Raw genomic sequence first — 22,655 nt, 5'->3', positions numbered from 1 at the left:
ATGACCACCGATGCCATGATTGCCAAGGAAGAACTGCTGCAGATCCTTGAAGAGAGCCCGTTCGAGCATCTCACAAGCAGCGTCCATGTCATGGACAACCAAAAAGGCAAGGGCCATGAACTGGCCGGTGTCTCGCTGTACTCCAACGCGCGGGGCTGGATGGCCCAGGTCAACTGGCGGGCGGTCATCGATGCCGACGAGATCACCCTGCGTGTCGGTGACGGTGATAGTGGCGAGCGCGCCTATGAATTGCGCGGCGAGGACCACGCCCGTCTGAGCGTGGAAGACGACGACGGCGATCTGGTCAGCGCCGACGAAATCTCGGCACTGGTGGCACGGTCACCGCTTGCCAAGAGTTGGGAGGAGGATGTGGTGGGTGTGCTCAAGGACACCCGCGAGCGTCAGGCGACGCTGCACTGAGATGCGGACATTGCCCGCCGCCCTGGCCGAGCGGTTTCACCGCGAGGCCGATCAGCTTGCCGGGGTGGACGAGGCGGTCTACAGCGCCGCCGGCCGGGATGTGCACGATCCGGTCTTCGGGCTTGGTCCCCGCGAGGCAAAGATCGCGTTCTTCGGCCGAGACCCCGGGCGCGATGAGATCCACATCGGCGTGCCGTTCATTGGTGCGGGCGGCCGCCAGCTCCGTCGGGTGCTCTACCGGCGGCATTATCACGGCGAGCTCGTCACCACCGAACAGGCCCTCGCCGCGGGCGAGGGCTACTTCTGGGCCAACACCGTCCCCTACAAGCCGCTGGGCAATAAAGCCTGGTCCATGGGGGTGAAACGGCGATTCCAGCCGCTGGTCGCCGAGGTGCTCAGCCATCAATGGACGGGGCGGCACGTCATCACCCTGGGGCGGGAGGCGTTTTTCTGGTTTGGCATCAATCAACCGGCAGCGCTGCGGCAACACCTCACCCATCACTGGCGCCAGGCGGATCGCTTCGAGACCGAGCTGACCGTCGACTTTGTCACGCCACAAGGCGAACCACGGCCGCTGACGCTCCACCCGCTGCCGCATCCATCGCCGCTCAACGCCACCTGGTTCAAACACTTCCCGGGGCTGCTCGAGGCACGACTCGAGCGCATCGAGGGCACGCCGTGAATCCGATGGACTGGTCGGATCTCACCACCGTGGCGGTGGCCGAACGGGTCAACGATCGGACCGTGGCGGTGCTGCCCCTGGGGGCGACTGAGCAGCACGGCGGGCATCTGCCGTTGGCAACCGATACGCTGATCGCCCGGGCGCTGGTCGAACGGGCCATTCACCGACTGCCGGCGGGCACCGACGTGCTGCAGTTGCCCACTCTTGCCCTGGGGCAGGGCATGGAGCACGCCGACTGGCCGGGGACGCTGGCGCTCTCGCCGGCCACCATGGAGGCGCTACTCGACGATCTGGGGGATTCGCTGGCGCGCAGTGGTCTGCGCCGGTTGGTGATATTCACCGCCCACGGCGGCAATGGGGCGGCCATGGAGCATGCCGGGCTGCGGATGCGTCGCCGGCACGGCATGCTGGTGGTGAAAAGCTGCTATTTCGACTTTCCGCGCCCGGCGCAGCTCCTGGCTGACCGTGAATGGGATGTGGGTATCCACGGCGGTGCCGTCGAGACGGCGATCATGCAGGCGCTGCATCCCCGGCAAGTAGGCCCGGTCCAGCCGTCTGATCCCGTCGGGGCGCATCATCCCGAAACCTCTACTCTGGGGTACGAGAATGCCTCGGGGCGGATCGCCTGGTTGGCCGAGGATATCGGCCCGGACGGGGTGGCCGGCGATGCCAGCCTGGCGACGCCGCAACTGGGTGAGCGACTGGTGGCGCACTACGCCGACGAGCTGACCGCCATACTGACCCGGGCCGGCAGCTGGCCCTTGCCAGGGCAGCCTTAGCGGGAGGCCGAGTCGGTGATGACCGCGTCCAGCCAGTGGCCGGCGCGGTCCGCCTTGGCTGTGAGATATCGCTGGTTGTGCGGGTTCATCAGCCCGTGAACTGCCGATCGCCCCTCGATGCCGATACCGGCCGCTTCGAGGGCGGCGATTTTCTCGGGGTTGTTGGTCACAAGCCGGATCCGGGTCAGCCCCAGGTCCCGCAGAATGGCTGCGGCACTTTCATAGCGGCGCTCGTCCGGGCCAAACCCCAGGCGCTGATCGGCATCCACGGTGTCGAGGCCGGTGTCCTGCAGGCCATAGGCGCGGAGCTTGTTGGCGAGACCGATCCCGCGGCCCTCCTGAGCGAGATAGAGCAATACCCCGCCGCCGTCTTCGCGAATCATGGCCACGGCATTGCGTAGCTGCTCACCGCAGTCACAGCGCAGCGAGCCGAACAGATCGCCGGTCAGACAGGCAGAGTGCAGGCGCAGCGAGGGGGCCGCCGGCCATTGCGCCGGATCGCCGATCAGCACGGCGACATGCTCGTGCAATCCGTCGGCCTCGCGATAGACCACAAAGCGGGCGGATTCGGACGGCTCCAGGGGGACCTGCGCTTCACTGACGCGTACCGGCGGCTCGTGGGCCATGCGGGTGAAATCGGCGACCGCCCGGGGGGTGACCGAGAGGATTTCCATCTCGTTGATGGCCGCTTCGAGCAGGCCACTGCCGGTATCCACCGGCAGGCTCACCAGTGCCGGCAGCAGGCCACCCGAGCGGGCCAGTGCAAGCCCGGCCCGCTCCGCCGTGAGGGCACGCTCGGCGTGGTCAGCCAGGGCGTCGGGCAGCTCATCGCCCAGGCCGAGGCCGACCGGGTCGGCGAGCAACCCTGGATCGTGACAGGGAAATGCCAGGTCCTGCTCGTCCCCGATGTCCAGGCCCACCGCCCGGGCCCGATGGTCTCTCAAGACCAATCGGGGTGTGCGTCGGGTCATGCCATCGAGTGTCGGAAGCACCGATGACTGGAACATCTCAAGCGCGAGAATGATCACCGATGCCGGGCCGTTGTCGAGATGAACCGGCTCTCCGCGCCGCAGATCGGTCAGCGCACGGCGAATGCGTTGCATGGATTGTCCCTTTGTCTGGCCTATGGCGATGGACCATCGATCACTGTAACAATTCCGTGATGACAACGCAGATCGACCCGCCGCCCTATGCCGAGGGCAGTCAAATGATCTGGCGCTACCTGCGGCAGTGCTGCGGCCGGTGGCGCCCGCAAGCCGATGAATCGGCCATGGAACGGGCAGTGGATCTGCCATTGGATGAGACCATGGCCGCCGAGGTCTTGCATCGACGCTATGCCCCGGCAACCGCCGCAGGGCCCGGGTCACCCCGGGTCATTGCCCAGTTGGGCCAATCGCTGGATGGGCGAATTGCCACGGCGACGGGGCATTCCCACTATGTCACCGGCGCCGCGGACCGGGCCCACCTGCATCGGCTTCGGGCGCTGAGCGATGCGGTTGTCGTCGGGGCCGGGACGCTGCGGGCCGACGACCCGGCGCTGACCGTACGGGCGGTGGCCGGACTCAATCCCACCCGTGTGGTGCTGTCGGATGCGCGGGGGGTAAGCGGCGATGAACGGATCTTTCGTGACGGCGAGGCACCGGCATGGCTGATGGGACCCGTCCGCGACCTGCCGACGGGCCTGGATCGCCACGACCGGGTGGATGTGAACGACCCGCATGCGGTCCGTGATGCGCTTGCCGAGGCGGGATTCGAGCGGGTGCTGATCGAGGGCGGTGCCCGCACCGTCTCGGCCTGGCTGGCGGCGGGGTTGGTGGACGTGCTCTATCTTACCATCGCGCCGGTGATCATCGGGGCCGGGCCGACGGGCCTCGAGCTGCCCCCCATCGAGCGCATGGATGAAGCGCTCCGGCCCCGGGTGGCGCGTTTCGAAATGGGCGAGGATATCACCTTCTGCCTCGAATTCAGCGGCGCAACAGGGTGAGCAGGCCCGGCGTGCTGCCGATCAGGCAGACCAGTCCATAGACCACCGCACCACTGATGCCCTGCTCGGCAGAGAGGCCGGCCAGTGGCCAGATCGCAGCCGCGGCGCCCTCGCGCAGGCCCCATCCGCCCACGGTCAGGGGGATGAGCATGGCCAGCAGGATGAGCGGAATCAATGGCAGCCACACCGAGGCCGGCGCCTCGATGCCGATGGCCAGCAGACAGCAGGCGTATACCGCCACATAGCTTGCGACCACCAATGCCGAGGTGGCCAGCTGTACGCCGAGCACCCGTCTTTGCAGCAGTGCCTGCCCCACGGCATGCCGCCACCGGGCCAGCCAGGCGGGTTGATCGTCCGGTCGATGCACACGGCCAAGCCACCCGCCGGTGGCGAGGACGAGCAGCAATCCCGTGCCCGCGCCGGCATAGTGCCGCCAATCGGGCGGTTCGGCCGGCCAGTGGATGAGTGCGATCATCACCGCGCCCAGCATGGCGAGCTGCCCGGAGACCCGCTCGATCACCACCGCCTGGAAGGCCGGGCTCAGGCCGCTGGCGGTCCGGCCGTGGCGCCAGGCGCGGTTCGCGTCGCCGAGTACACCGCCTGGCAGCAGTTGATTGACCAGGTTGCCCAGGTAATACTCGCCGACCGCATCGGCCCCGCCCAGGGGCAGATCCAGTCGGCGCGCGGTGTACCGCCACCGCCAGGCCGACAACAGGGTCTGAGCCACCGTGATCGCCAGGGCCAACGCCAGCCAGGTCGGCTGGGCGGCCAGCAACCGTGCTAAGACGGCCTCGCCGAACCGGGCCATCAAAAGGCCAAGCAGAAGGCCCGTGAAGCCGATGCGCAGCAGCGGGCTTATGGCCATGCCAGAAGGTCCTGATGCCCCACCCGGATGTGGCTTCGATCGAGCAGCTCGACCCGGGTGTGCAGCCACTCATCGAAGCGCTGCCGGTCACCGGGGTTTTGCCGGATCACTGCGGCATGCCAACCCACAAGCAGCTGACGCTGCAGTTCTGCCTCATCGGGGGTGAGTTGCCAGTCGCTGGCCATCAATCGGACTTGGTAGCCGCGCTCGCGAAAAAGCGCCGCGGCCCGTGCCGGGGCCGTGGTGCCGAGCGCGGTGCCCATGTCTTTGGGGCCATTCTGATGGGCCTGGAGCGCCGCCAGCACCCGGTCATCGTTGCTCGCCGGCGGGTCGAGCTGGATTCGGCCGTCGACGCTCAACGCCAGCAGCGCTACACAGTCATGGGCGATGCAGTAGTCCACCAGCCGCGCCAGCCAGGCCTCGGTGACCAGATCGAGCAGGGCCGAGGCGGTGATCAGCTGCGGCGGCGGCAGCGTGGGTGGCGGGAAGGCTTGTAATGCCATGCACAGGGTGTCGAACGGGACATCGCCGGGCGTGGTGACCGCTTCGAGCAGCGCGGCGTCGTGATCGATAAGCCGCCAGTGCTGACGCCGGTCGAGCCGTGGTCCGAGGTAGCGCAGATTGCTGCCGCTGCCGGCGCCAAGGTCGATGACCTCGAGCGGTTCGGTGCCCGGCAGAACGGTGTGCAGGGCGTCGAGCAGCGCCCGGGGGCGAGCAGCATGGTCGGCGGGTTCACGCAACGACAACCAATCCGCGGCAAAAACCTCAATCATGGCCCAGGACCTCCCGCAGGGCGGCGGCAAACCCGGCCGCGGCCTGGTCAGGCGTGGTCAGCGCTGCCCGGGCCGCACGGGCGCCCCGGGCCAGTTGGCGGTGGGTGGCCGGGTCGCGCAGCAGCTGACTCAGCGTCTTGCGCAGTGCATCGGCATCATGGGGTGGGACCAGTACCCCGGCGCCCGGTGGCAGTGTATCGGGGATGGCACCACCCTGTGTGCTCACCACCGGTAGCCCCCGGGCGATCGCCTCGTCGATGACCATTCCATAGCCCTCATAGACCGCAGGGAGGACAAACAGATCCGCCCGGTGATAGGCGTTTTCCAGTCGATCCGTATCCAGTGCGCCGGTCACTGTGATGCGCCGGTCGAGGCGCTGTGTCTCGATCTGCCGGCGAATCCGCCGGGCATAGGCCGGGTTCAGACGGTCCTCGCCGGCCAGTGTGCAGTGCCAGGGCTGATCCTGCATGCCGTTCAGGGCGTCGATGAGTACATGCTGTGCCTTGCGCGGGGTCAGCGAGGCGACGCACAGCAACGTCGGGTCGCCATCGCTGCCTTCGGCGAGTGGCCGGGGCGCGGTCCCCGGAGGCGCCACATGCACCGGTCGGTGGGCCAGTCCAAGCGTTTTGATCCGGCGGGCGGTGAAGGCACTGGTGGCGATGATTCCCTTGCAAAGCGCCAGGGATCGGGCTTCACTGAGGCGCAGTGTCTCGGCGCTCGGGTGGCTCAGGCCGGTTTCATCAGCCAGCGGGTGGTGGACAAGCCCGATCAGTCGCAGCCGGTTGGCCTGTTCGGCAAACAGCTCGGGTAATCCCCCCAGAATCAGGCCATCCACCACCAGCACGGCGCCATTGACTTGCGATTCCAGGGTTGCCCTGAGTTGCTGCTGGTCGTCTGCCCCGGGATGTGGAAAATCTCCGGTCACCGCGGCCAGCCGGGTCTCGATGCCCAGGCCGGGGAGTGCCTCGGCCATTCGCCGGTCATAGGCGTTGCCGCCAGTGGCCCGCTCGATGGGCGCGGGCATGACCAGGGTGACCGTGGTCACGGGTTGATCGGGCGCTCGCAGGCGGCGGATGCCACATGGGATTCATGCAGGGTGACGCGCAGATGGCTCAGGCCCCGGGCGGCTTCACCCAGACGCCCTGCATGAACCGCCTCGGCCAGCTGGTCGGCAATCCGGCCGGCGAGGAATTCGGTGGTGGTGTTGACGCCGGCAAATGCCGGGTTGTCATCCAGATTGGTCAGGTTGTACTGCTGCAGCGTCGCTTGCAGCACGCGCATGGCCAGTGCGATGTCCACCACCACACCGTCATCGTCCAGCGACGGGCGGAAGAAGGTGGCATCGGTGACATAAGTGGCGCCGTGCAGCGCCTGTGCAGGGCCGAACGTCTCGCCCTGAAAACTGTGGGCGATCATGAAGTGGTCGCGGACGTTGACAGAAAACATGATGACTCCGAATAGCGAATGCGATGACAAAGGGCGTCGCCGGCGGCCACTGAGGCCATGACCCGGGGGAGGTCGGCGAATTGGCTCTCGCCATCGATCAGCACCTCCCACGCCGGGTTGGCGGCGAGCAGTTCGAGCGCCTTCTGCAGCCGGCGTTGGTGATCCCAGCGTGGGCGCTGGGCAGCGGCCAGCTGGCCCACCTGACTGGACTTTAAAGTCAGCCGCCTCGAGTGAAAGTCCTCGCCGAGCGGCAGGCGCACAGCGCGTTGGCCATACCAGCTCAACTCGACGATGGTGGCCTCGTCGGCGGCCAGCGACAGCGCCAGCGCTGCGCCGGACTCACTGGCGCTGGCATGAACCACGCGATCCGCGCCGCTGCGGGCGCGTGTCGGCTCGGCAAAGGCGATGCCCAGTCGTTCGGCGATCCGGCGGCGTTGGGGGTTGATGTCAATGAGCTCCACCTCGGTCCCGGGAACCGCCGCGCAGAGCGCCGCGGTCAGACAGCCCACCACACCGGCGCCGACGACGCTGATGCGCTCGCCGGCGAGGGGGCTGGCGTCCCAGCAGGCGTTCAACGCGGTCTCGGTGTTGGCGGCCAGGACCGCGCGTTCCGGCGCCAGCCCCGGTGGCAATGGATGGGCGTCGCGCACCGGGAGGACAAAACGCTCCTGGTGGGGATAGAGCGAGAAGATCCGCTGACCCGGCCATGGCTCCGGGCCGGCCTCGACGACGCCGATGTTGCAGTAGCCATACTTGACCGGTGCCGGGAAATCACCGGCCTGAAACGGGGCGCGCATCCGCTGGTACTGACTCTCGGGCACCTGGCCATTCCAGACCAGCGACTCGGTGCCGCGGCTGATGGCGGAAAAGCAACTGCGCACAAGCAGCTCGCCGTCTTTCGGCTCGGGCAGCGGCTCATCGCGCAGCTCGCCCTTGCCGGGCGCGGTGACCCAGAAAGCGCGGGCGGTGCTGTATGCCATGCCGATGCCTCCTTTGCGGCTGCTAGACTGCCCCGTCGAGGGCGTCAACGGCAGGAGGGTAGCATTGGTTGCGGTGCTGGCGGATCTACTCATCGGGGCCATCCTGCTGGTGGCGGCGGCCGCCGCGCTGCAGCAGACCCTCGAACTGACACCGGTGGTCCTGCCGCTGGCGCTCTTCGCCTACCTCGGCATGGCCATGCTCATTGCCATCGCCCGGGATGGCCGGCCGCTGACGCCCGCCGACCGGGTCACCCTGGGGCGCGGGGTGCTGGTGATGCTGCTCGTGGGGCTGCTGGCTGCCGCCGGCGATCTGGCCGCGGATCCTTCGGTGGTCTTCGCGCTGGCGCTGGTGGCGGTGCTGCTCGATGGCGTCGATGGTCTGGTGGCGCGTCGTCTGGATTGCGCGACCGAGGCCGGCGGGCGTTTTGACATGGAGCTGGATGCCTTTTTGCTTCTGGTCTTGTGTCTCTGGCTGTTGTTGCTCGAGCGGGCCGGCGCCTGGGTGCTGCTCATCGGGCTCTGGCGCTATGCATTCGTCGCGGCGGGCTGGGGGGTTGCGGCGCTGAAACGGCCGCTGCCGCCATCCCAGCGTCGGCGGGTGATCTGTGCGGTACAGGGCCTCGGCCTTGCCGGCTGCCTAATCCCCGGTCTGCCGGCGCTTTGGTCGTCGCTCATCGCCGCCGGCCTGCTCATCCTTGTGAGCTATTCGTTTGTCACCGACATTGCGGCATCATGGCGGGCCGACCCGTCGCGAGGAGTATCCCCATGACTGTCTTTCGCTGGTTTGCCACCGTCTTGCTCGCTGGTCTGGTGTCATCTCCAGGCATCGCCGCGCCCGAGCGATTCGTGCTGGACGAGTCCCACGTCAGTGTCGGCTTTCTTGCCGGGCATGCCCGGTTCGCCCGGGTGCTGGGTCAGTTCACTGAGGTTAGCGGTGACTTTGTCTACGACGCCCAGACCCGGACGCTCGCCTCGGCCGAGGTCACGATTGCCGCCGACAGCGTGTTTACCGCCCACGAGGGGCGGGATGAGCACTTGCGCGATGGCGATTTCCTGGATGCCGGGGCGCATCCGACCATCCGGTTTGTTGCCACCGATTATCAGGCCGATGATGATCGCAGCGGCACGGTGACCGGTGATCTGACCCTGCGTGGCGTGACACGGCCCATCACCCTGGATGTCACGCTCAATCGGCGGGGACCTCATCCCATCGGCGGTGCCGATACCCTGGGTGGCTCCCTGCGCGGCAGTCTGCGGCGCAGCGAATTTGGCATGACCTATGCGCTGGAAGGCGAGTTGGTGAGTGATCGCATCGATTTGATCATCGAGTTCGAAGCCACCCGCGATGACGAGTGAACAACAACGACCGCGGATCGGGTTGGCGTTGGGGGGTGGCGCGGCCCGGGGGTGGGCGCATCTGGGCGTGATTCGCGCCCTTGATCGCATGGGTATCCAACCGGACATGGTCGCCGGCACCTCGGTGGGGGGCATTGTCGGGGCGGTGCTCTGCAGCGGACATATCGCGGCCTTCGAGCAGTGGGTGCGTGGTCTCAATCGCCGCGATGTGCTCGGCTACATGGATTTTGCCCTGGGCAATGGCGGGTTTATTCAGGGGCGTCGGCTGATGCGGCGGTTTCAGGAGGCCTTTGGCGCGGTCGATTTTGCCGATCTGGACCGGCCGTTGGCGGTGGTGGCCACCGATCTGTACAGCGGCCAGGAACGCTGGTTGCGTGAAGGGGATGTGGCCACGGCGGTGCGCGCATCGATGGCGCTGCCCGGGGTGTTTACGCCGATCCGTCTGGGTGAAGAGTGGCTGGTGGACGGCGGGCTGGTCAATCCGGTGCCGGTATCGCTGTGCCATGCCATGGGCGCGGATCGGGTCATTGCGGTCAACTTGAGCGGCGGCTTGGTGGGACGCCGCATTCAATCGCCGGTCACTGCCACGGCCAGCGACTCGAGCGATGATGCACTGGATGAGGCCGAGGCCGACGGCCCCCTGGGCTGGTGGCATCGTCTCTCGAGCGGGATGCGCGATGGTGCCGAGGCCTTGCAGGCGCAGTTCCAGCGGGGTGACGCCGATGCCGCACCCGGGGTGTTCGATGTGATCGCCACCTCGGTCAATGTCATGCAGGATCGCATCACCCGCAGCCGGATGGCCGGTGACCCGCCCGATCTGATGCTATCGCCGCGCCTTGCCCATATCGGTTTGCTCGAGCTCCACCGTGCCAGCGAGGCCATCGCCGAGGGCGAGGCCTGTGTCGAGCGCATGGCGCCGGCCCTCGAGGCGGTTTTTGATCATTGACCGTCAGTCGCCGGCGGCGATGGCGCTGATGCGATTGATGACCGGCCAGGCCACCAGCATTTGCGCGAAGCGCACCGTTGCCGGCCACTCGATCCCACTGCCACCGGCCGGTGCATCGAGCCCGGCGAAGGCGCAGATGGACTGCGTCAGTGTCTCGAGCCCCGCCGGCGCCATGTGGCCGTCGACGTGCAGGACATTGACCGTGCGGGCCTGATACTGACTGGGGACGATGGCCAGCATGAAGGGCATGGCCTGCTCGCGGGTCATGCTGTTGAGATCCACCGGCAGAAACAGCGAACGCTGATCATCGCCACCGGGGGCAACGATCAACTCGAGGTGATAGAAGCTGTCGGGCACATCCGCTGACAAGCGGCCAATGGCCAGCTTGCCCAGCTCGCTGGGGTGGATGCGCAGGATGACCTCGGCGTGTTGCTCTTGATCGGCGATCCACCGCTCGTACTGATGGGCCCGTCGCGCGATCTCGGCCTCGGCTTCGGCCCCCTTGTAGCCCCGCTCGCGGGTGTCCCGGCGCATCTTCCATTCGCGTTTGACCTCGGTGGCGGTGTCGACATACACCGCGACATCGAGCATCGACCGCAGCGCCGGATACAGCGTGTGCAGGCCTTCAACCAGGATGATCGGCGTGGGTTGATAGACCCGGGCGTCCCTGAAGACTCCGTCCTCGTGGTCATAAATGGGGATGCGGGTCGCCTCGCCGCGACTGAGTCGCTCAAGATCGGTGCCGGCCCGCTCGAGGTGATTGGCTTCGGGATCCAGGGGCGAGCGACCCGAGGCCCGTCGGGTGGCCCGGTCTTCGGCATGGTAGCCGTCCAGACTGACCTGACTGACCAGCTCGGGGCCCAACAGCCACTCCAGCCCCTGGGTGTAGGTGCTCTTGCCGCTGCCGCTGTCGCCGGCGACACCGATGATGATCGGTCGCCGGCGACGCCGCAGTCGCGCGGGCAGGTCGTTGACGCCGGCCTGCGGCGCCGGCTTGTCGTGCGGGTCGCTGGTCATGGTTGGTTACCGCCGTCGATCGGGCTCTAAGGCAAGGGCTTGCATTCTGCGCCCTTCAGAAGTGCTGTCAAATCGTCGCGCCGATGCGGTGTTGCTCGCATGGGCTGACAGGGTTAGCTTTCGGTTGTCAGGGCAAGGGACATGTTGGATGGCCATCAAAACCACGGATCTGTGTGACGATCATGCATCGGCGTTGCGCGTCATGGCGCCGATTTTCGGCAATTACGGCGGGCGCCACGGTTTCTCGGGCACGGTCGAGACCGTCAAGACCTTTGAGGACAACAGCCAGGTGCGCGAACTGCTCGCCGAACCCGGTGAGGGGCGGGTGCTGGTCATCGATGGCGCCGGTTCGCTGCGCTGTGCGTTGATCGGTGACCAGATGGCCGCCCGGGCCCGCGACAATGGCTGGAGCGGGCTGGTGGTCTACGGCTGTGTCCGTGATTCGGCCGATCTGGCCGATCTGGACATCGGCATCAAGGCCCTCAACACCCATCCTTGCAAGAGTGAGAAAAACGGCGTCGGCGAGATCGGCGTCAAAGTGACTTTCGCCGGAGTCACCATCACGCCGGGCGAGTGGCTCTGTGCCGATCGCGACGGCATTGTAATCGCCAACGAACCCCTGGTCTGAGGGGTGACGGGGGAGGGGAGCGATGAGTGCAACAGTCCGTAGTCTGATTAAAACCCGTGTCGACGGCGTGCATGCGCTGGCACCGCAGAGCATGGTCAGCGATGCCGTCGACCTGATGAATCGGCGCAATATTGGCGCGGTGGTGGTCATGAACCCGGAGGCGGAGCTTTTGGGGGTGTTCACCGAGCGGGATGTGCTTCGCCGGGTCCTTGGCGAAGGGCTGGATGCCGCCCGCACCCCCCTGGAGGCGGTGATGACACGGGAGGTGTTCTGGATTCCGCCGGATTGCTCGGTGGACGAAGCCATGGCCGTGGTCACCGAACGTAACGTCCGCCACCTCCCGGTGATGGAGGCCGGCCGGGTGCTGGGTGTGATCTCGGTCCGGGATCTGACCGGCGCGGTGGTCGCCCATCGCGAGTTCGAGCTCAACGAACTGCGCAGTTATGTCCACGGAAGCTACGGCGGCCATGTCGGCAGCTGACAGCGTTCGCCTCGACCGGTGGTTGTGGGCGGCACGGTTTTTCAAAACCCGTCGGCTTGCCGTCGACGCCATCAAGGCGGGCAAGGTGAGTGTTGACGGGGTTCGTGCCAAGCCGGCGCGGGCGGTGAAGACCGGACAGCGGCTGGATATCCGCAAGGGCGCGGTCACGTTCAGTGTCGATGTCGACGCATTGAGCGACCAGCGGGGGCCGGCAAACACCGCCGAGACCCTCTACACCGAAACGCCCCAGAGTCGCGAACGCCGAGCGCAGCAGCGGGCCGAACTGCGGGCGGCCTCGGCCGCCCAGCCGCGCCCGATGCACCGGCCGGAACGCCGCAGCCGTCGGGAGCTGGCGGCGTTCAAACGCGGCGGCAGCCAGTGATGGCTCAGTCGGGGGTGTCCACCCCGGCCGTGTAGCCGGCCGCTTCGATGCCGGCCACCGCACATTCCTCGTCGGCATCGGAGGTATCACCGCTCACCCCGACCGCGCCGATGATGCGGTTGTTTTCGATCACCAGCACGCCCCCGGGTACCGGGATGAACTGACCGTCCGAGGCGGCGGCCACCCCCGCCAGGAATGCCTCTCTGCCTTGATTACGGGCGCCGACGGTCCGGCTGCTGATCCCAATGCCAAGGGCCCCCCAGGCCTTGCCACGGGCGACCGGCTCGCGGGCGATCCCTGACCCATCCTCGCGTTCCATGGCGATGGTATGTCCGCCGTCATCGAGCACCACCACTGTCAGCGGCATGAAACCCCGCTCACGACCGCGCTGCAGCGCGGACTGGATGATCGACCGGGCCTTGTCCAGGGGCAGGGCGCTGGGGCGAAGGAAAACCTCACTTTTGGGCACGATATACACTCCTTGGTCTGACCAAAACGGGCGTCATGATAAAGGTTCCGCTGCCGACGCGCACCGACGCTCGGCAAGGAAGGGGCCGAGCAGCACGCCGGTACGGGACTCGGTGTTTCGTCCGACCTGCTCCGGGGTGCCCTGGGCGACGATACGTCCGCCGGCACTGCCGCCCTCCGGTCCCAGGTCGATGACCCAGTCCGCCTCGGCCAATACATCCATGTTGTGCTCGATGACCACAACGCTGTGGCCGGCATCCACGAGCCGGTGGAGCACACCGATGAGGCGCTCGACATCGGCCATGTGCAGACCGACGGTGGGCTCGTCCAGGATGTAGAGGGTCCGGGCGCCTTTTCTCGGGCCGGTATCCGGGCGGGCCTTGGCCAGTTCGCTGACCAGTTTGATGCGCTGGGCTTCGCCACCGGATAACGTGGGGCTGGGTTGCCCCAGGGTGAGATAGCCCAGACCGGTATCGCGCAGCAGCTCCAGGGTGTGATGGAGGCGCGGCTGGGCGGCGAAAAAATCCACCGCGGTCTCGATATCCATGTCCAGGACCTCGCCGATGGACCGGCCCCGCCAGGTCACGGCCAGGGTCTCGCGGGTAAAGCGCTGGCCGTGACAGGCCTCGCAGGGCACGGTGACATCGGGCAGGAAATTCATCTCGATGCGCCGCATCCCCTGTCCTTCGCATTCAGGGCAGCGTCCCTCACTGGTGTTGAAGGAAAACCGCCCCGGCCCATAGCCGCGCAGCCTGGCCTCTTCGGTCTGGGCGAACAGGCGGCGGATTTCATCGTAAATGCCTACATAGGTGGCCGGGCACGAGCGAGGTGTCTTGCCGATGGGCGTCTGGTCGACCTCGAGGACCCGGTCAATGCCCTGCGTGCCCCGCAGGGCGGTGCAGCCGGCGACCTTGTGGTTGTATTTGTCGGGGTTGAGCCGCGCCTTCAGCCCGCCGTGGAGCACCTCGCGGACCAGTGTGCTTTTGCCCGAGCCCGAAACGCCGCTGACCACCGTGAGCCGGGCCAGCGGGAAGCGGGCATTGACCGCCTGCAGGTTGTTGGCGCTGGCCTCGACCACCTCGATCGCCTCGGCGGCATGGGGGTCGCGGCGGGCGCCGCGGATCGGGTGACGGAGTGGATCGGCCAGGGCCCGGCCGGTGACCGAAGCCGGGTTGTCGAGCAACTGCTCGAGGGTGCCTTCGGCGACGACCCGGCCGCCGCGAACACCCGCGCCCGGCCCCAGGTCGATGACATGCTCGGCCCGCCGGATGGTGTCCTCGTCGTGTTCAACCACCACCATGGTGTTGCCCTTGGCTTCCAGCGCGGCGAGGGTGTCGAGCAACATGCGGTTGTCCCGGGTGTGCAAGCCGATGGTGGGTTCATCGAGGATGTAGCACACCCCCTGGAGATTCGAGCCGAGCTGGGCGGCGAGTCGGATGCGCTGGGCCTCGCCGCCGGACAGCGTGGGGGCGGCGCGCTCGAGGGTCAGATAGCCAAGCCCGACCGACTGCAGAAAGCCCAACCGGCCCTGGAGCTCGACGAGAATATCCCGGGCAATGGTCCTGGCCCGGCCATCCAGGGTCATGTCGGTAAAAAACGAGGCGGCCTCGGTCACCGACCAGGCGCCGAAATCGGCGATGCTGCGCTCGGCAAACCGCACGGCCAGGGCCTCGGGTCGCAGCCGATGGCCCTGGCATGCATCGCATTGCACGGGCTGCTCGTCGGTCTTGCGCCAGTGTCGCTCTTCACCGGTCTGCTCGGCGTCAAAGCCTTTGAGGATCACGCCGGTGCCGTAGCATCGCGGGCACCATCCATGGCGGGTGTTGTACGAAAAAAGCCGTGGATCCAGCGGCTCAAAGCTGCGGGCACAGCCGGGGCAGGCGCGTTCGGTGGAATACAGGCTGGTCGCGTGATCGTCCCTCGCCACCCGGAGCTGACCCTTGCCATAGGCGAGGGTCCGCTCGAGGGCTTCGCGCAGGGCATCCTCCCGGGCCGGGTCGATGGTCAGCTCGGCGACAGGCAGGTCGATATCATGTTCCTGGTAGCGATCCAGTCGCGGCCAGTCGTTGGTGGGGATATCGGCGCCATCCACCCGCAGATGGGCAAAACCCTTGCCCGCCGCCCACTGAGCGAGGTCGGTGTAGTAGCCCTTGCGGGCGACGATCAGCGGGGCGAGCAGGGTGACGGGTCGGCCGCGGTCGTGGGCAAGCAGATGATCGAGGATGCTCTCGATGCTCTGCTCGCGGATCGGCAGATCGCAGTCGGGGCAGTACTGGGTGCCGAGCTTGACGAACAGCAGCCGCAGAAAGTGGTGGATTTCGGTCATGGTCGCGACGGTACTCTTCTGCCCGCCGCGGCTGGTGCGCTGTTCGATGGCCACCGTCGGCGGAATGCCGAATACCCCATCGACATCCGGCCGGGCTGCCGGCTGGACAAACTGCCGGGCATAGGCATTGAGCGATTCCAGGTAGCGGCGCTGCCCTTCATTGAAAAGGATGTCGAAGGCGACGGTGCTTTTCCCCGACCCGGACAGTCCGGTAATCACGGTCATGCGGTTTTGCGGGATATCCAGATCGATCCCCCGCAGGTTGTGCTCGCGCGCCTGACGGATCGCAATGGCCGTGGCCGATGGCCGGGACGGGGCAGCCGGCCCCCGCGGTGCCAGGGCGCTCGCCGGCTGGTCGGCAGTGCCCGGCCGCAGGGCCTCGGCGGTATGGCCGATGCCGGCGGCGGCGACTGTTTCGGGCGCGCCTTCGGCGATCAGTTCGCCGCCGGCCTGTCCACCCTCGGGGCCCAGATCCAGCAGGTAATCGGCGGCGCGGATGACATCGAGGTTGTGTTCGATCAGGACCACCGAGTGCCCGGCATCCAGTAGCCGCTCGAGGGCGGTCAGCAGGACGCGGATGTCTTCGAAGTGCAAGCCCGTGGTGGGCTCATCGAAGAGGAAAAGCTTGTGCCCCCCCCGGCGTTTGCCGGCCCTGGCCAGATGGCCGGCAAGCTTGAGCCGCTGGGCCTCGCCGCCGGAGAGGGTCGGCACCGGTTGGCCCAGCTGCATGTACCCCAGGCCGACGGCGGCCAGGGGTTCGAGCCCGCGGAGAATCTCGGCCTGATCGGCGAAGAACTGCCGCGCTTCGTCTACGGTCATGGCCAGGCAATCGGCAATGGACGCCGGTGGATGGTCGCATCCCGCCGCCGGCGGCATGCGCACATCGAGTACCGTGTCGCGGTAGCGTTGCCCGTCACAGACCGGGCAGCGCAGATAGACATCCGAGAGGAATTGCATCTCGACATGCTCGAACCCGCTACCGCCACAGGCCGGGCATCGGCCGGCGCCGGCGTTGAAGCTGAAGGTGCCAGCGGTATAGCCCCGCTCGCGGGCCAGGGGTTCGCGGGCAAAGGCCTTGCGGATCGGGTCAAAGGCCCCCACGTAGCTTGCCGGGTTGGATCGGGTGGTCCGGCCGATGGCCGACTGATCCACCATGACCACTTCGTCGATGGCCTCCGCGCCCTCGATGCGGTCGTGTTCGCCGGGCGGCTCGACGGCCTCGCCCAGGCGCTTTCGCAGCCCGCGATGGATGATCGACTCGAGCAGTGTCGACTTGCCGGATCCGGAGACACCGGTCAAACAGACCAGCCGCTGCAAAGGGATGTGCACGTCGAGGTCTTTGAGATTGTGTTCCCGGGCGCCATGGATGCTCAGCCATGCCTCGGGCGCCGGCCGCGAAGGGCGGTCATCGGCCTGGACTTGACGCGCGCCGCGCAGATAGGCGCCGGTCAGCGAGTGCTCGCTTTCCATCATCGCCGAGACGCTGCCGTTGAACACGATCTCGCCCCCGGCGCGCCCGGGACCGGGGCCGATATCGATCACCCGGTCGGCGGCCTGCATGATCGCCGGGTCGTGTTCGACCACCAAAAGCGTATTCCCGGCGTCCCGCAATCGGGTCATGACCGTGTTGATGCGCTGGATATCCCGCGGATGCAGACCGATGCTGGGTTCGTCGAGGACAAAAAGCGTGTTGACCAGCGATGTGCCCAGAGCCGTGGTCAGGTTGATGCGCTGCACCTCGCCGCCGGACAGGGTCCGCGACTGCCGGTCGAGGGTGAGATAGCCCACGCCCACCTGTTCGAGATAACCAATTCGGGTGCGAACCGCCTCGAGCAGCGGGGGGACGGCTTCGTCCATCGGTGCCGGCAGGGTCAGATCGTTGAAAAACGTCGCGCTGCGGCTCAGGGGCAGCGACATCAGATCGTGGACATTCAGCCCGGGCAGCCCCTGCCATTGGGCGTCGGTCAGCGTGGCCCCGCGCGGCCGGTGCCTTTGCCCGGCCGCCACCGCGGCATCGGCCTCGGCGTGCCCCCCGAGCCGCCATAGCAATGCCTCGGGCTGCAATCGTGCCCCCTGGCAGTCGGGGCAGAGGTCGTAGCTGCGATATTTCGAAAGCAGCACCCGGACATGCATTTTGTAGCTCTTGGACTCCAGCCTGTCGAAAAAGCCCTGCACCCCGTACCAGCCCGCGCCATCCCCGTCGATCACCCAGCGGCGGTCCGCTTCGGGCAGGTCCTGCCAGGGGATGTCGGTGGCCACGCCCGCGCGTCGCGCCGCCTGCAGCAGATCCTTCTGACATGCGGCGGATTTACCCGACTGCCAGGGCCGGATGGCGCCCTGTGCCAGGCTGAGGCGCTCGTCGGGGATGACCAGCCCGTAGTCGATACCCATGATCCGGCCGAACCCGCGACAGGTCTCGCAGGCACCCACCGGCGAGTTGAACGAAAAAAGGCTGGGACTGGGATCCCGGTAGTGGCGGTCGCAGTCGGCGCAGTGCAGCGCCGCCGAGAAACGGTGTTCACCACAGACGCTGCGCTCGGCGTCGAGTACCTCGACGACCATATGGCCGCGGCCGTGGCGGAAGGCCGCCTCCGCAGCCTCAATGAGCCGATCGCGGCGTGTGTCGCTGACTCGCAGCCGGTCCTGGGTGACCCTCAGACGCTGGCCATCGAGCTCACGCACCCGGGTATAGCCCTGGCGCTCGAGGAGGCGGCGCATCTCGGCCGTCTCGTACTGCGGGGGGATGGCGATATCAAAGGCCACCACCACCCGCTCGCCCCCGCAGCGATGCTCGAGGCGGTGGAACACCCCCTCGGCCGTATCCCGGGTGACCTCCCGGCCGCAGCCACCGCAAAAAAGCCTTGCCGCACGGGCAAACAACAGCTTGAGGTGGTCGTTGAGCTCGGTCATGGTGCCCACGGTGGAGCGTGAGGTGCGCACCGGGTTGGTCTGGTCGATGGCGATCGCCGGTGGGATGCCCTCGACCCGGTCGGTGGCCGGCCGATCCATGCGGTCGAGAAACTGCCGGGCATAGGGCGAGAAGGTCTCGACATAGCGCCGCTGTCCCTCGGCATAGATGGTGTCAAAGGCCAGGGATGATTTGCCCGAGCCCGATACCCCGGTGATCACGGTGAACTCGCCGATGGGCAAATCCAGATCGAGGTTGCGCAGGTTGTTCTGGCGGGCGCCGCGGATGCGGATGCACGAGTCAGTCATGGGCGTTGTCCAGCAGTTTGAGGGTCAGGCGACGCAGCTTGGTGATGGCCTTGCGCCGCCCGTCGGTGCCGGTGGCCGCGCTCAGCGATCTGGCATCCTGCGGGCTTGCGAGGGCTGCATCAAGCACGCGTCGCTCCCGGTCGCTCAGATTGCTGGCGCAAACCGGACGGGCAAGCAACCGCGCAAGCGCCCCGCGGCTGTCGAGCAACAGTCGCTGGCCGCGGGCGAACGCCCTCAGATCACGGGCATCGATGGCGGTTTCATCGGGCGATGGCAGCTCGCGCTGCAGGGCAGCAACGATGGCCGGGTCGAGGGCGGGGGTGGCGGCGGCGATCTGGTCGGGGAGGTGGACGGCCAGACGCGCCCGAGCCGATCGGTACAGCGCCTCGCCCCGCCTGGAGAGCGGTTTGAGGACGATGACCGAGGGTTGACCGCTGCGCGGATCCGCCTGATTGCCCAGCCGGACCGGCCAGACACCGTTGGCCCACCAGAAGGCCAGCAGATCCGGGTCGCTGCCAAAGCTCGCCCCGATCCAGTCCAGCCCCTGCAAGGCGGCCCACTGGCCGATCGCCGCCACCAGCTCGCTGCCCAGCCCCTGGCGGTGGCGATGGGGGTGGACGGCCAGTCGCTGGATGCGCAGCCCGCGACAGGTGGGTGCCCGGGGGATGCCGGCGTGAAACGCCAGCGACTGGGCGATCAGGTGCCCGCGTGGTCGTCGTCGGCCCTGGTGGATGGCCTCGCCAAGCCGGCGCGCCAGCCCCCCTTCTTGTCGGACGATGGCCACGGCGGTGGTCTGACCGTGCTCGCGGATTCGCCAGATGCGGACATCCGGGTCATCCAGCATCTGGCGAAGATCCCGGGGCCGGGTGCGGTAATGTGCCCCCACCAGAAGGCCAAAGGCCTCGGCGAGGGCGGATTCATCGACGGCCAGCGCCCTGGCGTCGACGGCCTCGGCATGGGCACGGCCGGCGGTCGGCGCCTCGGGGGCGGTCGCCTCTAACGGCGCCGGTTCGGCGTCCAGCAACAGGATCCGGTGGATGAGTGCCTCGAGTCGGTCATCGTCCGGCCAACGCACCGGCTGCGCCAGGTGCCGATGCACCAGCGGGCGGCCCAGCCCGGCCAGCCAGCGATGCAGACGCAGCGTCATGCCGTGGCCGCTGCCCTCATAGCCGTGGACGGTGCCGGTGAGCACGCACCGGGGGTTGTCGCGCAGCAGTTGCTGCACCCGGGCAAGGGGCAATGCCGCCGCCTCGTCGACGAACAAAACCGCCTCGTCGCGACGGACATCTTCGGGGGCGATGAATGCCGGCGGCGTGGATCCGCTGTGCTCGATGGCGGTATGCACCGCCGAGCGGGAAGGCCCGGTCAGACGGGCCCGGCCGGGTTGCCGACCCATGGCCAGTCCCAGGGCGGTGGATTTGCCGCGGCCGCGATCGGCGGTGAGCAACAGTACCCCGGCTTCATCCTGGCGGGTCAGCGCAGCGATCTCGTCCATGGCCTGTCGCTGATCGGGTGTCGGCTCGAGGATCGCCGGATCCGGTCCAGCACCCGGTCGGGTCAGGGGGCGGAGCGAGTCGAGCCGCGGACGCTCGACCCAGCGGGTGGCCTGTAGCCAACCGATGAGCCGGGTGATAAACCCATCGCCGAGCGCTGCGGGTTGTCGTCCATGGCTCAGCCACCGCTGACAGGCGGTGTCCTCGAGCATCGTCCAGTCGTCGGTGGCGGGGCTGATCAGCACCAGTGCGCCGCCACCGCGGATCGTGCCGGCGAGGATGCCAAGGTCATCCGGGTCAAGGCCGGTGTGGGCGTTGAGGACGCCGACATCCAGGGTCTTGCCCAACAACGATCGACCCCTGCCGCAGGGGGTATTGTTGAGGTGGTCGGGGCCGCCGTCACCCACCCATGCCAGGCGTTCCGGGGGGAAGGACCGCAGCAGCCTGGCCGCGGCGGCCTCGCCGTCGGCACGATCGCCGGCAAGCCAGATCAAACGGCGCTGCCGAGTGTTCATGATCAGGCGTCGGCTGCTTCGGGCAGGTCGGCGATGACCTGCAGAAAGACCTCGCCGTAGCGTTTCAGCTTGCTGGCACCCACCCCGGGGAGTTCGGCGAATTCGGCGAGGCTGGCCGGGCGTTGCTCGAGCATGGCGACCAGGGTGGCGTCATGGAAGATGACATACGGCGGGATGCCTTCGTCTTCGGCGATCTGTCGTCTTGCCGCGCGCAGTGCCGCCCAGGCAGCCGGATCGACGGCGACATCGTTGGCGCTCACCCGCCGTTGCGGTGGCTGGCGGGATGCCAGGACATCCTCGCGCATCTGGATGGGCGTGTCGCCGCGCAGCAATCCGCGACAGCGTTCGCTTAAAAAAAGGATGCCGCGGCCATCGCGATCGGTCTGCAAATGACCGTGGGCCAGCAGCTGCCGGGCCACCGACTGCCAGGTGTCGCGGCCGAGATCCCGGCCGATCCCGAAGGTGCTCAGCCGGTCGTGACCGCGTTGGCGGACCCGGTCGGTGACCCGGCCGGTGAGGACGTCGATGACATGACCCGCGCCAAACCGCTGACCGGTCCGGTAGACGCAGGAGAGAAAACGCCGGGCCGCATCGGTGGCGTCCCAGCGTCGGGGCGGGGCCTGGCAGTTGTCGCAGCGCCCGCAGCCGCCGGGATGGGATTCATCAAAATGCGCCAGAAGCGCCGGACGGCGACAGTCGGCGGTCTCGCAGAAGGCCAGCAGGGCCTCCAGTCGCTGATGGCTGCGGATCTGTTGATCCGGTGGGGTATCGGTATCGATGCCCAACTGACGGACCCGGGCGATGTCCTTGAGCCCGTAGACCATCCAGGCGTCCGCGGGCAGTCCGTCCCGCCCGGCGCGTCCGGTCTCCTGATAGTAGGCCTCGAGGGTTTTGGGGAGGTCCAGATGGGCGACGAAACGCACGTCGGGCTTGTCGATCCCCATGCCAAAGGCCACCGTGGCCACCATGACCAGCCCGTCTTCGCGCAGAAAGCGGTTCTGGTGATGCTCGCGCTGATCCGATGACAGTCCGGCATGGTAGGCGAGCGCCGGTACCGCGCGGGCGTTGAGCCAGTCGGCGACTTGCTCGGTGGCCCGTCGCGACATGCAATAGACAATGCCCGAGTCACCGGGGTGCCGATCGCGGATAAAGCTGAGCAGCTGCTCGCGGGGCCGATCCTTTAAGTGGATTTCGTAATGCAGGTTCGTCCGGTCAAAGCTGCCGAGGAAGACCTCGGCCTCCGGGGGCAGGAGCTGCTGGCGGATCTCCTGACGGGTCCGATTGTCGGCCGTGGCGGTGAGCGCCAGTCGGGGAACGTCGGGAAAGCGCACCGCCACTTGGTGGAGCTGCATGTATTCTGGCCGAAAGTCATGTCCCCATTGCGAGACGCAGTGGGCTTCGTCGATGGCAAAAAGGGCGACAGGGATGTGACTGAGCCGGCCCATGAGGTCGCCATTGATGAGGCGCTCCGGGGCGGCGTAGAGCAGATCCAGTTCGCCGGCGGCGAGGGCCTGCTCGGTCTGGGCCCGGGTCTCCGGCGGCAGGGCGGAGTGGAGTGCCGCGGCATTCACCCCCTGGCGGCGCAGGGCCGAAACTTGGTCTTCCATCAGCGCAATCAGCGGCGAGATGACAACGCCAACCCCGGTGCGGACCAGCGCCGGTATCTGATAGCAAAGCGATTTGCCGCCGCCGGTGGGCATGAGCACCAGGGCATCGCCACCATCGATGACATGATCGATGACCGCCGCCTGTTGACCGCGGAAGTCGCGGTAGCCGAATACCCGTTGCAGAACCGCCCGTGGGCTTTCCCGTTGTGTCGACGCTTCGGGCATGCCGCCGCGCATCCGTTACCTCGTGTTCATGGAGGCCAACAGTCTACAGCGATCCAGCGCCCATGG

Annotated in this window: 21 protein-coding genes; 10 read left to right on the top strand and 11 right to left on the bottom strand. The window is 67.4% G+C overall.

All coding sequences use genetic code 11. The features are described from left to right. From V6X73_RS01340 to V6X73_RS01330, 3 genes are read left to right on the top strand one after another with little or no spacing between them, the layout of a single operon-like run. Entirely contained in the window at window positions 1-420 is a 420-nt protein-coding gene (locus V6X73_RS01340; protein ID WP_367958119.1) for a hypothetical protein, read from the top strand. 1 nt (window position 421) lies between these two features. Continuing rightward, entirely contained in the window at window positions 422-1,102 is a 681-nt protein-coding gene (locus tag V6X73_RS01335) for a uracil-DNA glycosylase family protein (protein WP_367958120.1), read from the top strand. 5 nt (window positions 1,103-1,107) lie between these two features. Then, on the top strand, window positions 1,108-1,881 hold the full coding sequence (locus tag V6X73_RS01330) for a creatininase family protein (RefSeq protein WP_367958121.1): 774 nt from the start codon (window positions 1,108-1,110) through the stop codon (window positions 1,879-1,881). Here the strand turns inward: V6X73_RS01330 and V6X73_RS01325 are convergent. Then, a complete protein-coding gene (locus V6X73_RS01325; RefSeq protein ID WP_367958122.1) occupies window positions 1,878-2,984 on the bottom strand; it encodes a GTP cyclohydrolase II in 1,107 nt (368 codons plus the stop codon). The two genes, V6X73_RS01330 and V6X73_RS01325, sit on opposite strands and share 4 nt — an antisense overlap. A gap of 59 nt (window positions 2,985-3,043) precedes the next feature. Here V6X73_RS01325 and V6X73_RS01320 point away from each other — a divergent pair, with 59 nt between their 5' ends. Then, entirely contained in the window at window positions 3,044-3,865 is an 822-nt protein-coding gene (locus tag V6X73_RS01320; RefSeq protein WP_367958123.1) for a RibD family protein, read from the top strand. On the opposite strand, the gene V6X73_RS01315 is transcribed toward V6X73_RS01320, so the two are convergent. The 5 genes from V6X73_RS01315 to V6X73_RS01295 are packed head-to-tail and all read right to left on the bottom strand — an operon-like array spanning window position 3,846 to window position 7,929. Continuing rightward, window positions 3,846-4,730 (bottom strand): lysylphosphatidylglycerol synthase transmembrane domain-containing protein, encoded by an 885-nt coding sequence (locus tag V6X73_RS01315; protein WP_367958124.1) that lies wholly within the window; start codon window positions 4,728-4,730, stop codon window positions 3,846-3,848. The two genes, V6X73_RS01320 and V6X73_RS01315, sit on opposite strands and share 20 nt — an antisense overlap. Further along, complete coding sequence (locus tag V6X73_RS01310) at window positions 4,721-5,503, bottom strand: class I SAM-dependent methyltransferase (RefSeq protein WP_367958125.1); 783 nt, start codon at window positions 5,501-5,503, stop codon at window positions 4,721-4,723. The genes V6X73_RS01315 and V6X73_RS01310 overlap by 10 nt, the downstream gene beginning before the upstream one ends. After that, a complete protein-coding gene (locus tag V6X73_RS01305) occupies window positions 5,496-6,548 on the bottom strand; it encodes a glycosyltransferase family 4 protein (protein ID WP_367958126.1) in 1,053 nt (350 codons plus the stop codon). Before V6X73_RS01305 ends, V6X73_RS01310 begins: the two co-directional genes overlap by 8 nt. Next, complete coding sequence (locus V6X73_RS01300) at window positions 6,545-6,949, bottom strand: 6-pyruvoyl trahydropterin synthase family protein (protein ID WP_367958127.1); 405 nt, start codon at window positions 6,947-6,949, stop codon at window positions 6,545-6,547. Before V6X73_RS01300 ends, V6X73_RS01305 begins: the two co-directional genes overlap by 4 nt. Then, window positions 6,916-7,929, bottom strand: a complete 1,014-nt coding sequence (locus V6X73_RS01295; RefSeq protein ID WP_367958128.1) for a dehydrogenase — start codon at window positions 7,927-7,929, stop codon at window positions 6,916-6,918. Before V6X73_RS01295 ends, V6X73_RS01300 begins: the two co-directional genes overlap by 34 nt. 73 nt (window positions 7,930-8,002) lie before the next feature. On the opposite strand from V6X73_RS01295, the gene V6X73_RS01290 reads away from it, so the two are divergent. From V6X73_RS01290 to V6X73_RS01280, 3 genes are read left to right on the top strand one after another with little or no spacing between them, the layout of a single operon-like run. Further along, window positions 8,003-8,698 (top strand): CDP-alcohol phosphatidyltransferase family protein, encoded by a 696-nt coding sequence (locus V6X73_RS01290; protein WP_367958381.1) that lies wholly within the window; start codon window positions 8,003-8,005, stop codon window positions 8,696-8,698. Further along, window positions 8,695-9,285, top strand: a complete 591-nt coding sequence (locus V6X73_RS01285; protein ID WP_367958129.1) for a YceI family protein — start codon at window positions 8,695-8,697, stop codon at window positions 9,283-9,285. The genes V6X73_RS01290 and V6X73_RS01285 overlap by 4 nt, the downstream gene beginning before the upstream one ends. Next, on the top strand, window positions 9,275-10,231 hold the full coding sequence (locus V6X73_RS01280) for a patatin-like phospholipase family protein (protein WP_367958130.1): 957 nt from the start codon (window positions 9,275-9,277) through the stop codon (window positions 10,229-10,231). Before V6X73_RS01285 ends, V6X73_RS01280 begins: the two co-directional genes overlap by 11 nt. Before the next feature lie 3 nt (window positions 10,232-10,234). Here the strand turns inward: V6X73_RS01280 and V6X73_RS01275 are convergent, their stop codons facing one another. After that, the gene (locus V6X73_RS01275; protein WP_367958131.1) at window positions 10,235-11,248 is read right to left on the bottom strand and encodes a phosphoribulokinase; all 1,014 of its coding nucleotides are present in this window, start codon (window positions 11,246-11,248) and stop codon (window positions 10,235-10,237) included. 148 nt (window positions 11,249-11,396) lie between these two features. On the opposite strand from V6X73_RS01275, the gene rraA reads away from it, so the two are divergent. Genes rraA through V6X73_RS01260 form a run of 3 tightly spaced genes read left to right on the top strand, consistent with a single transcriptional unit; the run spans window position 11,397 to window position 12,739 of the window. Then, the gene (gene rraA / locus V6X73_RS01270) at window positions 11,397-11,876 is read left to right on the top strand and encodes a ribonuclease E activity regulator RraA (protein WP_367958132.1); all 480 of its coding nucleotides are present in this window, start codon (window positions 11,397-11,399) and stop codon (window positions 11,874-11,876) included. A 22-nt stretch (window positions 11,877-11,898) separates the two neighbouring features. Further along, entirely contained in the window at window positions 11,899-12,357 is a 459-nt protein-coding gene (locus tag V6X73_RS01265) for a CBS domain-containing protein (RefSeq protein WP_367958133.1), read from the top strand. Beyond that, complete coding sequence (locus V6X73_RS01260; protein ID WP_367958134.1) at window positions 12,344-12,739, top strand: RNA-binding S4 domain-containing protein; 396 nt, start codon at window positions 12,344-12,346, stop codon at window positions 12,737-12,739. The genes V6X73_RS01265 and V6X73_RS01260 overlap by 14 nt, the downstream gene beginning before the upstream one ends. Before the next feature lie 4 nt (window positions 12,740-12,743). Here the strand turns inward: V6X73_RS01260 and V6X73_RS01255 are convergent, their stop codons facing one another. Genes V6X73_RS01255 through recQ form a run of 4 tightly spaced genes read right to left on the bottom strand, consistent with a single transcriptional unit; the run spans window position 12,744 to window position 22,589 of the window. Next, window positions 12,744-13,208 (bottom strand): GlcG/HbpS family heme-binding protein, encoded by a 465-nt coding sequence (locus tag V6X73_RS01255; RefSeq protein ID WP_367958135.1) that lies wholly within the window; start codon window positions 13,206-13,208, stop codon window positions 12,744-12,746. A gap of 33 nt (window positions 13,209-13,241) precedes the next feature. Beyond that, window positions 13,242-18,749, bottom strand: coding sequence for an excinuclease ABC subunit UvrA (gene uvrA, locus V6X73_RS01250; RefSeq protein WP_367958137.1), 5,508 nt, complete (start codon window positions 18,747-18,749; stop codon window positions 13,242-13,244). Further along, window positions 18,742-20,757: a GNAT family N-acetyltransferase gene (locus V6X73_RS01245; protein ID WP_367958138.1), complete on the bottom strand. Its 2,016-nt coding sequence runs from the start codon at window positions 20,755-20,757 to the stop codon at window positions 18,742-18,744. Before V6X73_RS01245 ends, uvrA begins: the two co-directional genes overlap by 8 nt. A gap of 2 nt (window positions 20,758-20,759) precedes the next feature. Beyond that, the gene (recQ, locus tag V6X73_RS01240; RefSeq protein ID WP_367958139.1) at window positions 20,760-22,589 is read right to left on the bottom strand and encodes a DNA helicase RecQ; all 1,830 of its coding nucleotides are present in this window, start codon (window positions 22,587-22,589) and stop codon (window positions 20,760-20,762) included. Window positions 22,590-22,655 lie beyond the last annotated feature (66 nt).

Origin of the sequence: Spiribacter pallidus, assembly GCF_040838495.1 — a bacterium.
In the GTDB taxonomy this organism is placed as follows: domain Bacteria; phylum Pseudomonadota; class Gammaproteobacteria; order Nitrococcales; family Nitrococcaceae; genus Spiribacter; species Spiribacter pallidus.
This window is presented reverse-complemented; position numbering and strand designations above follow the sequence as displayed.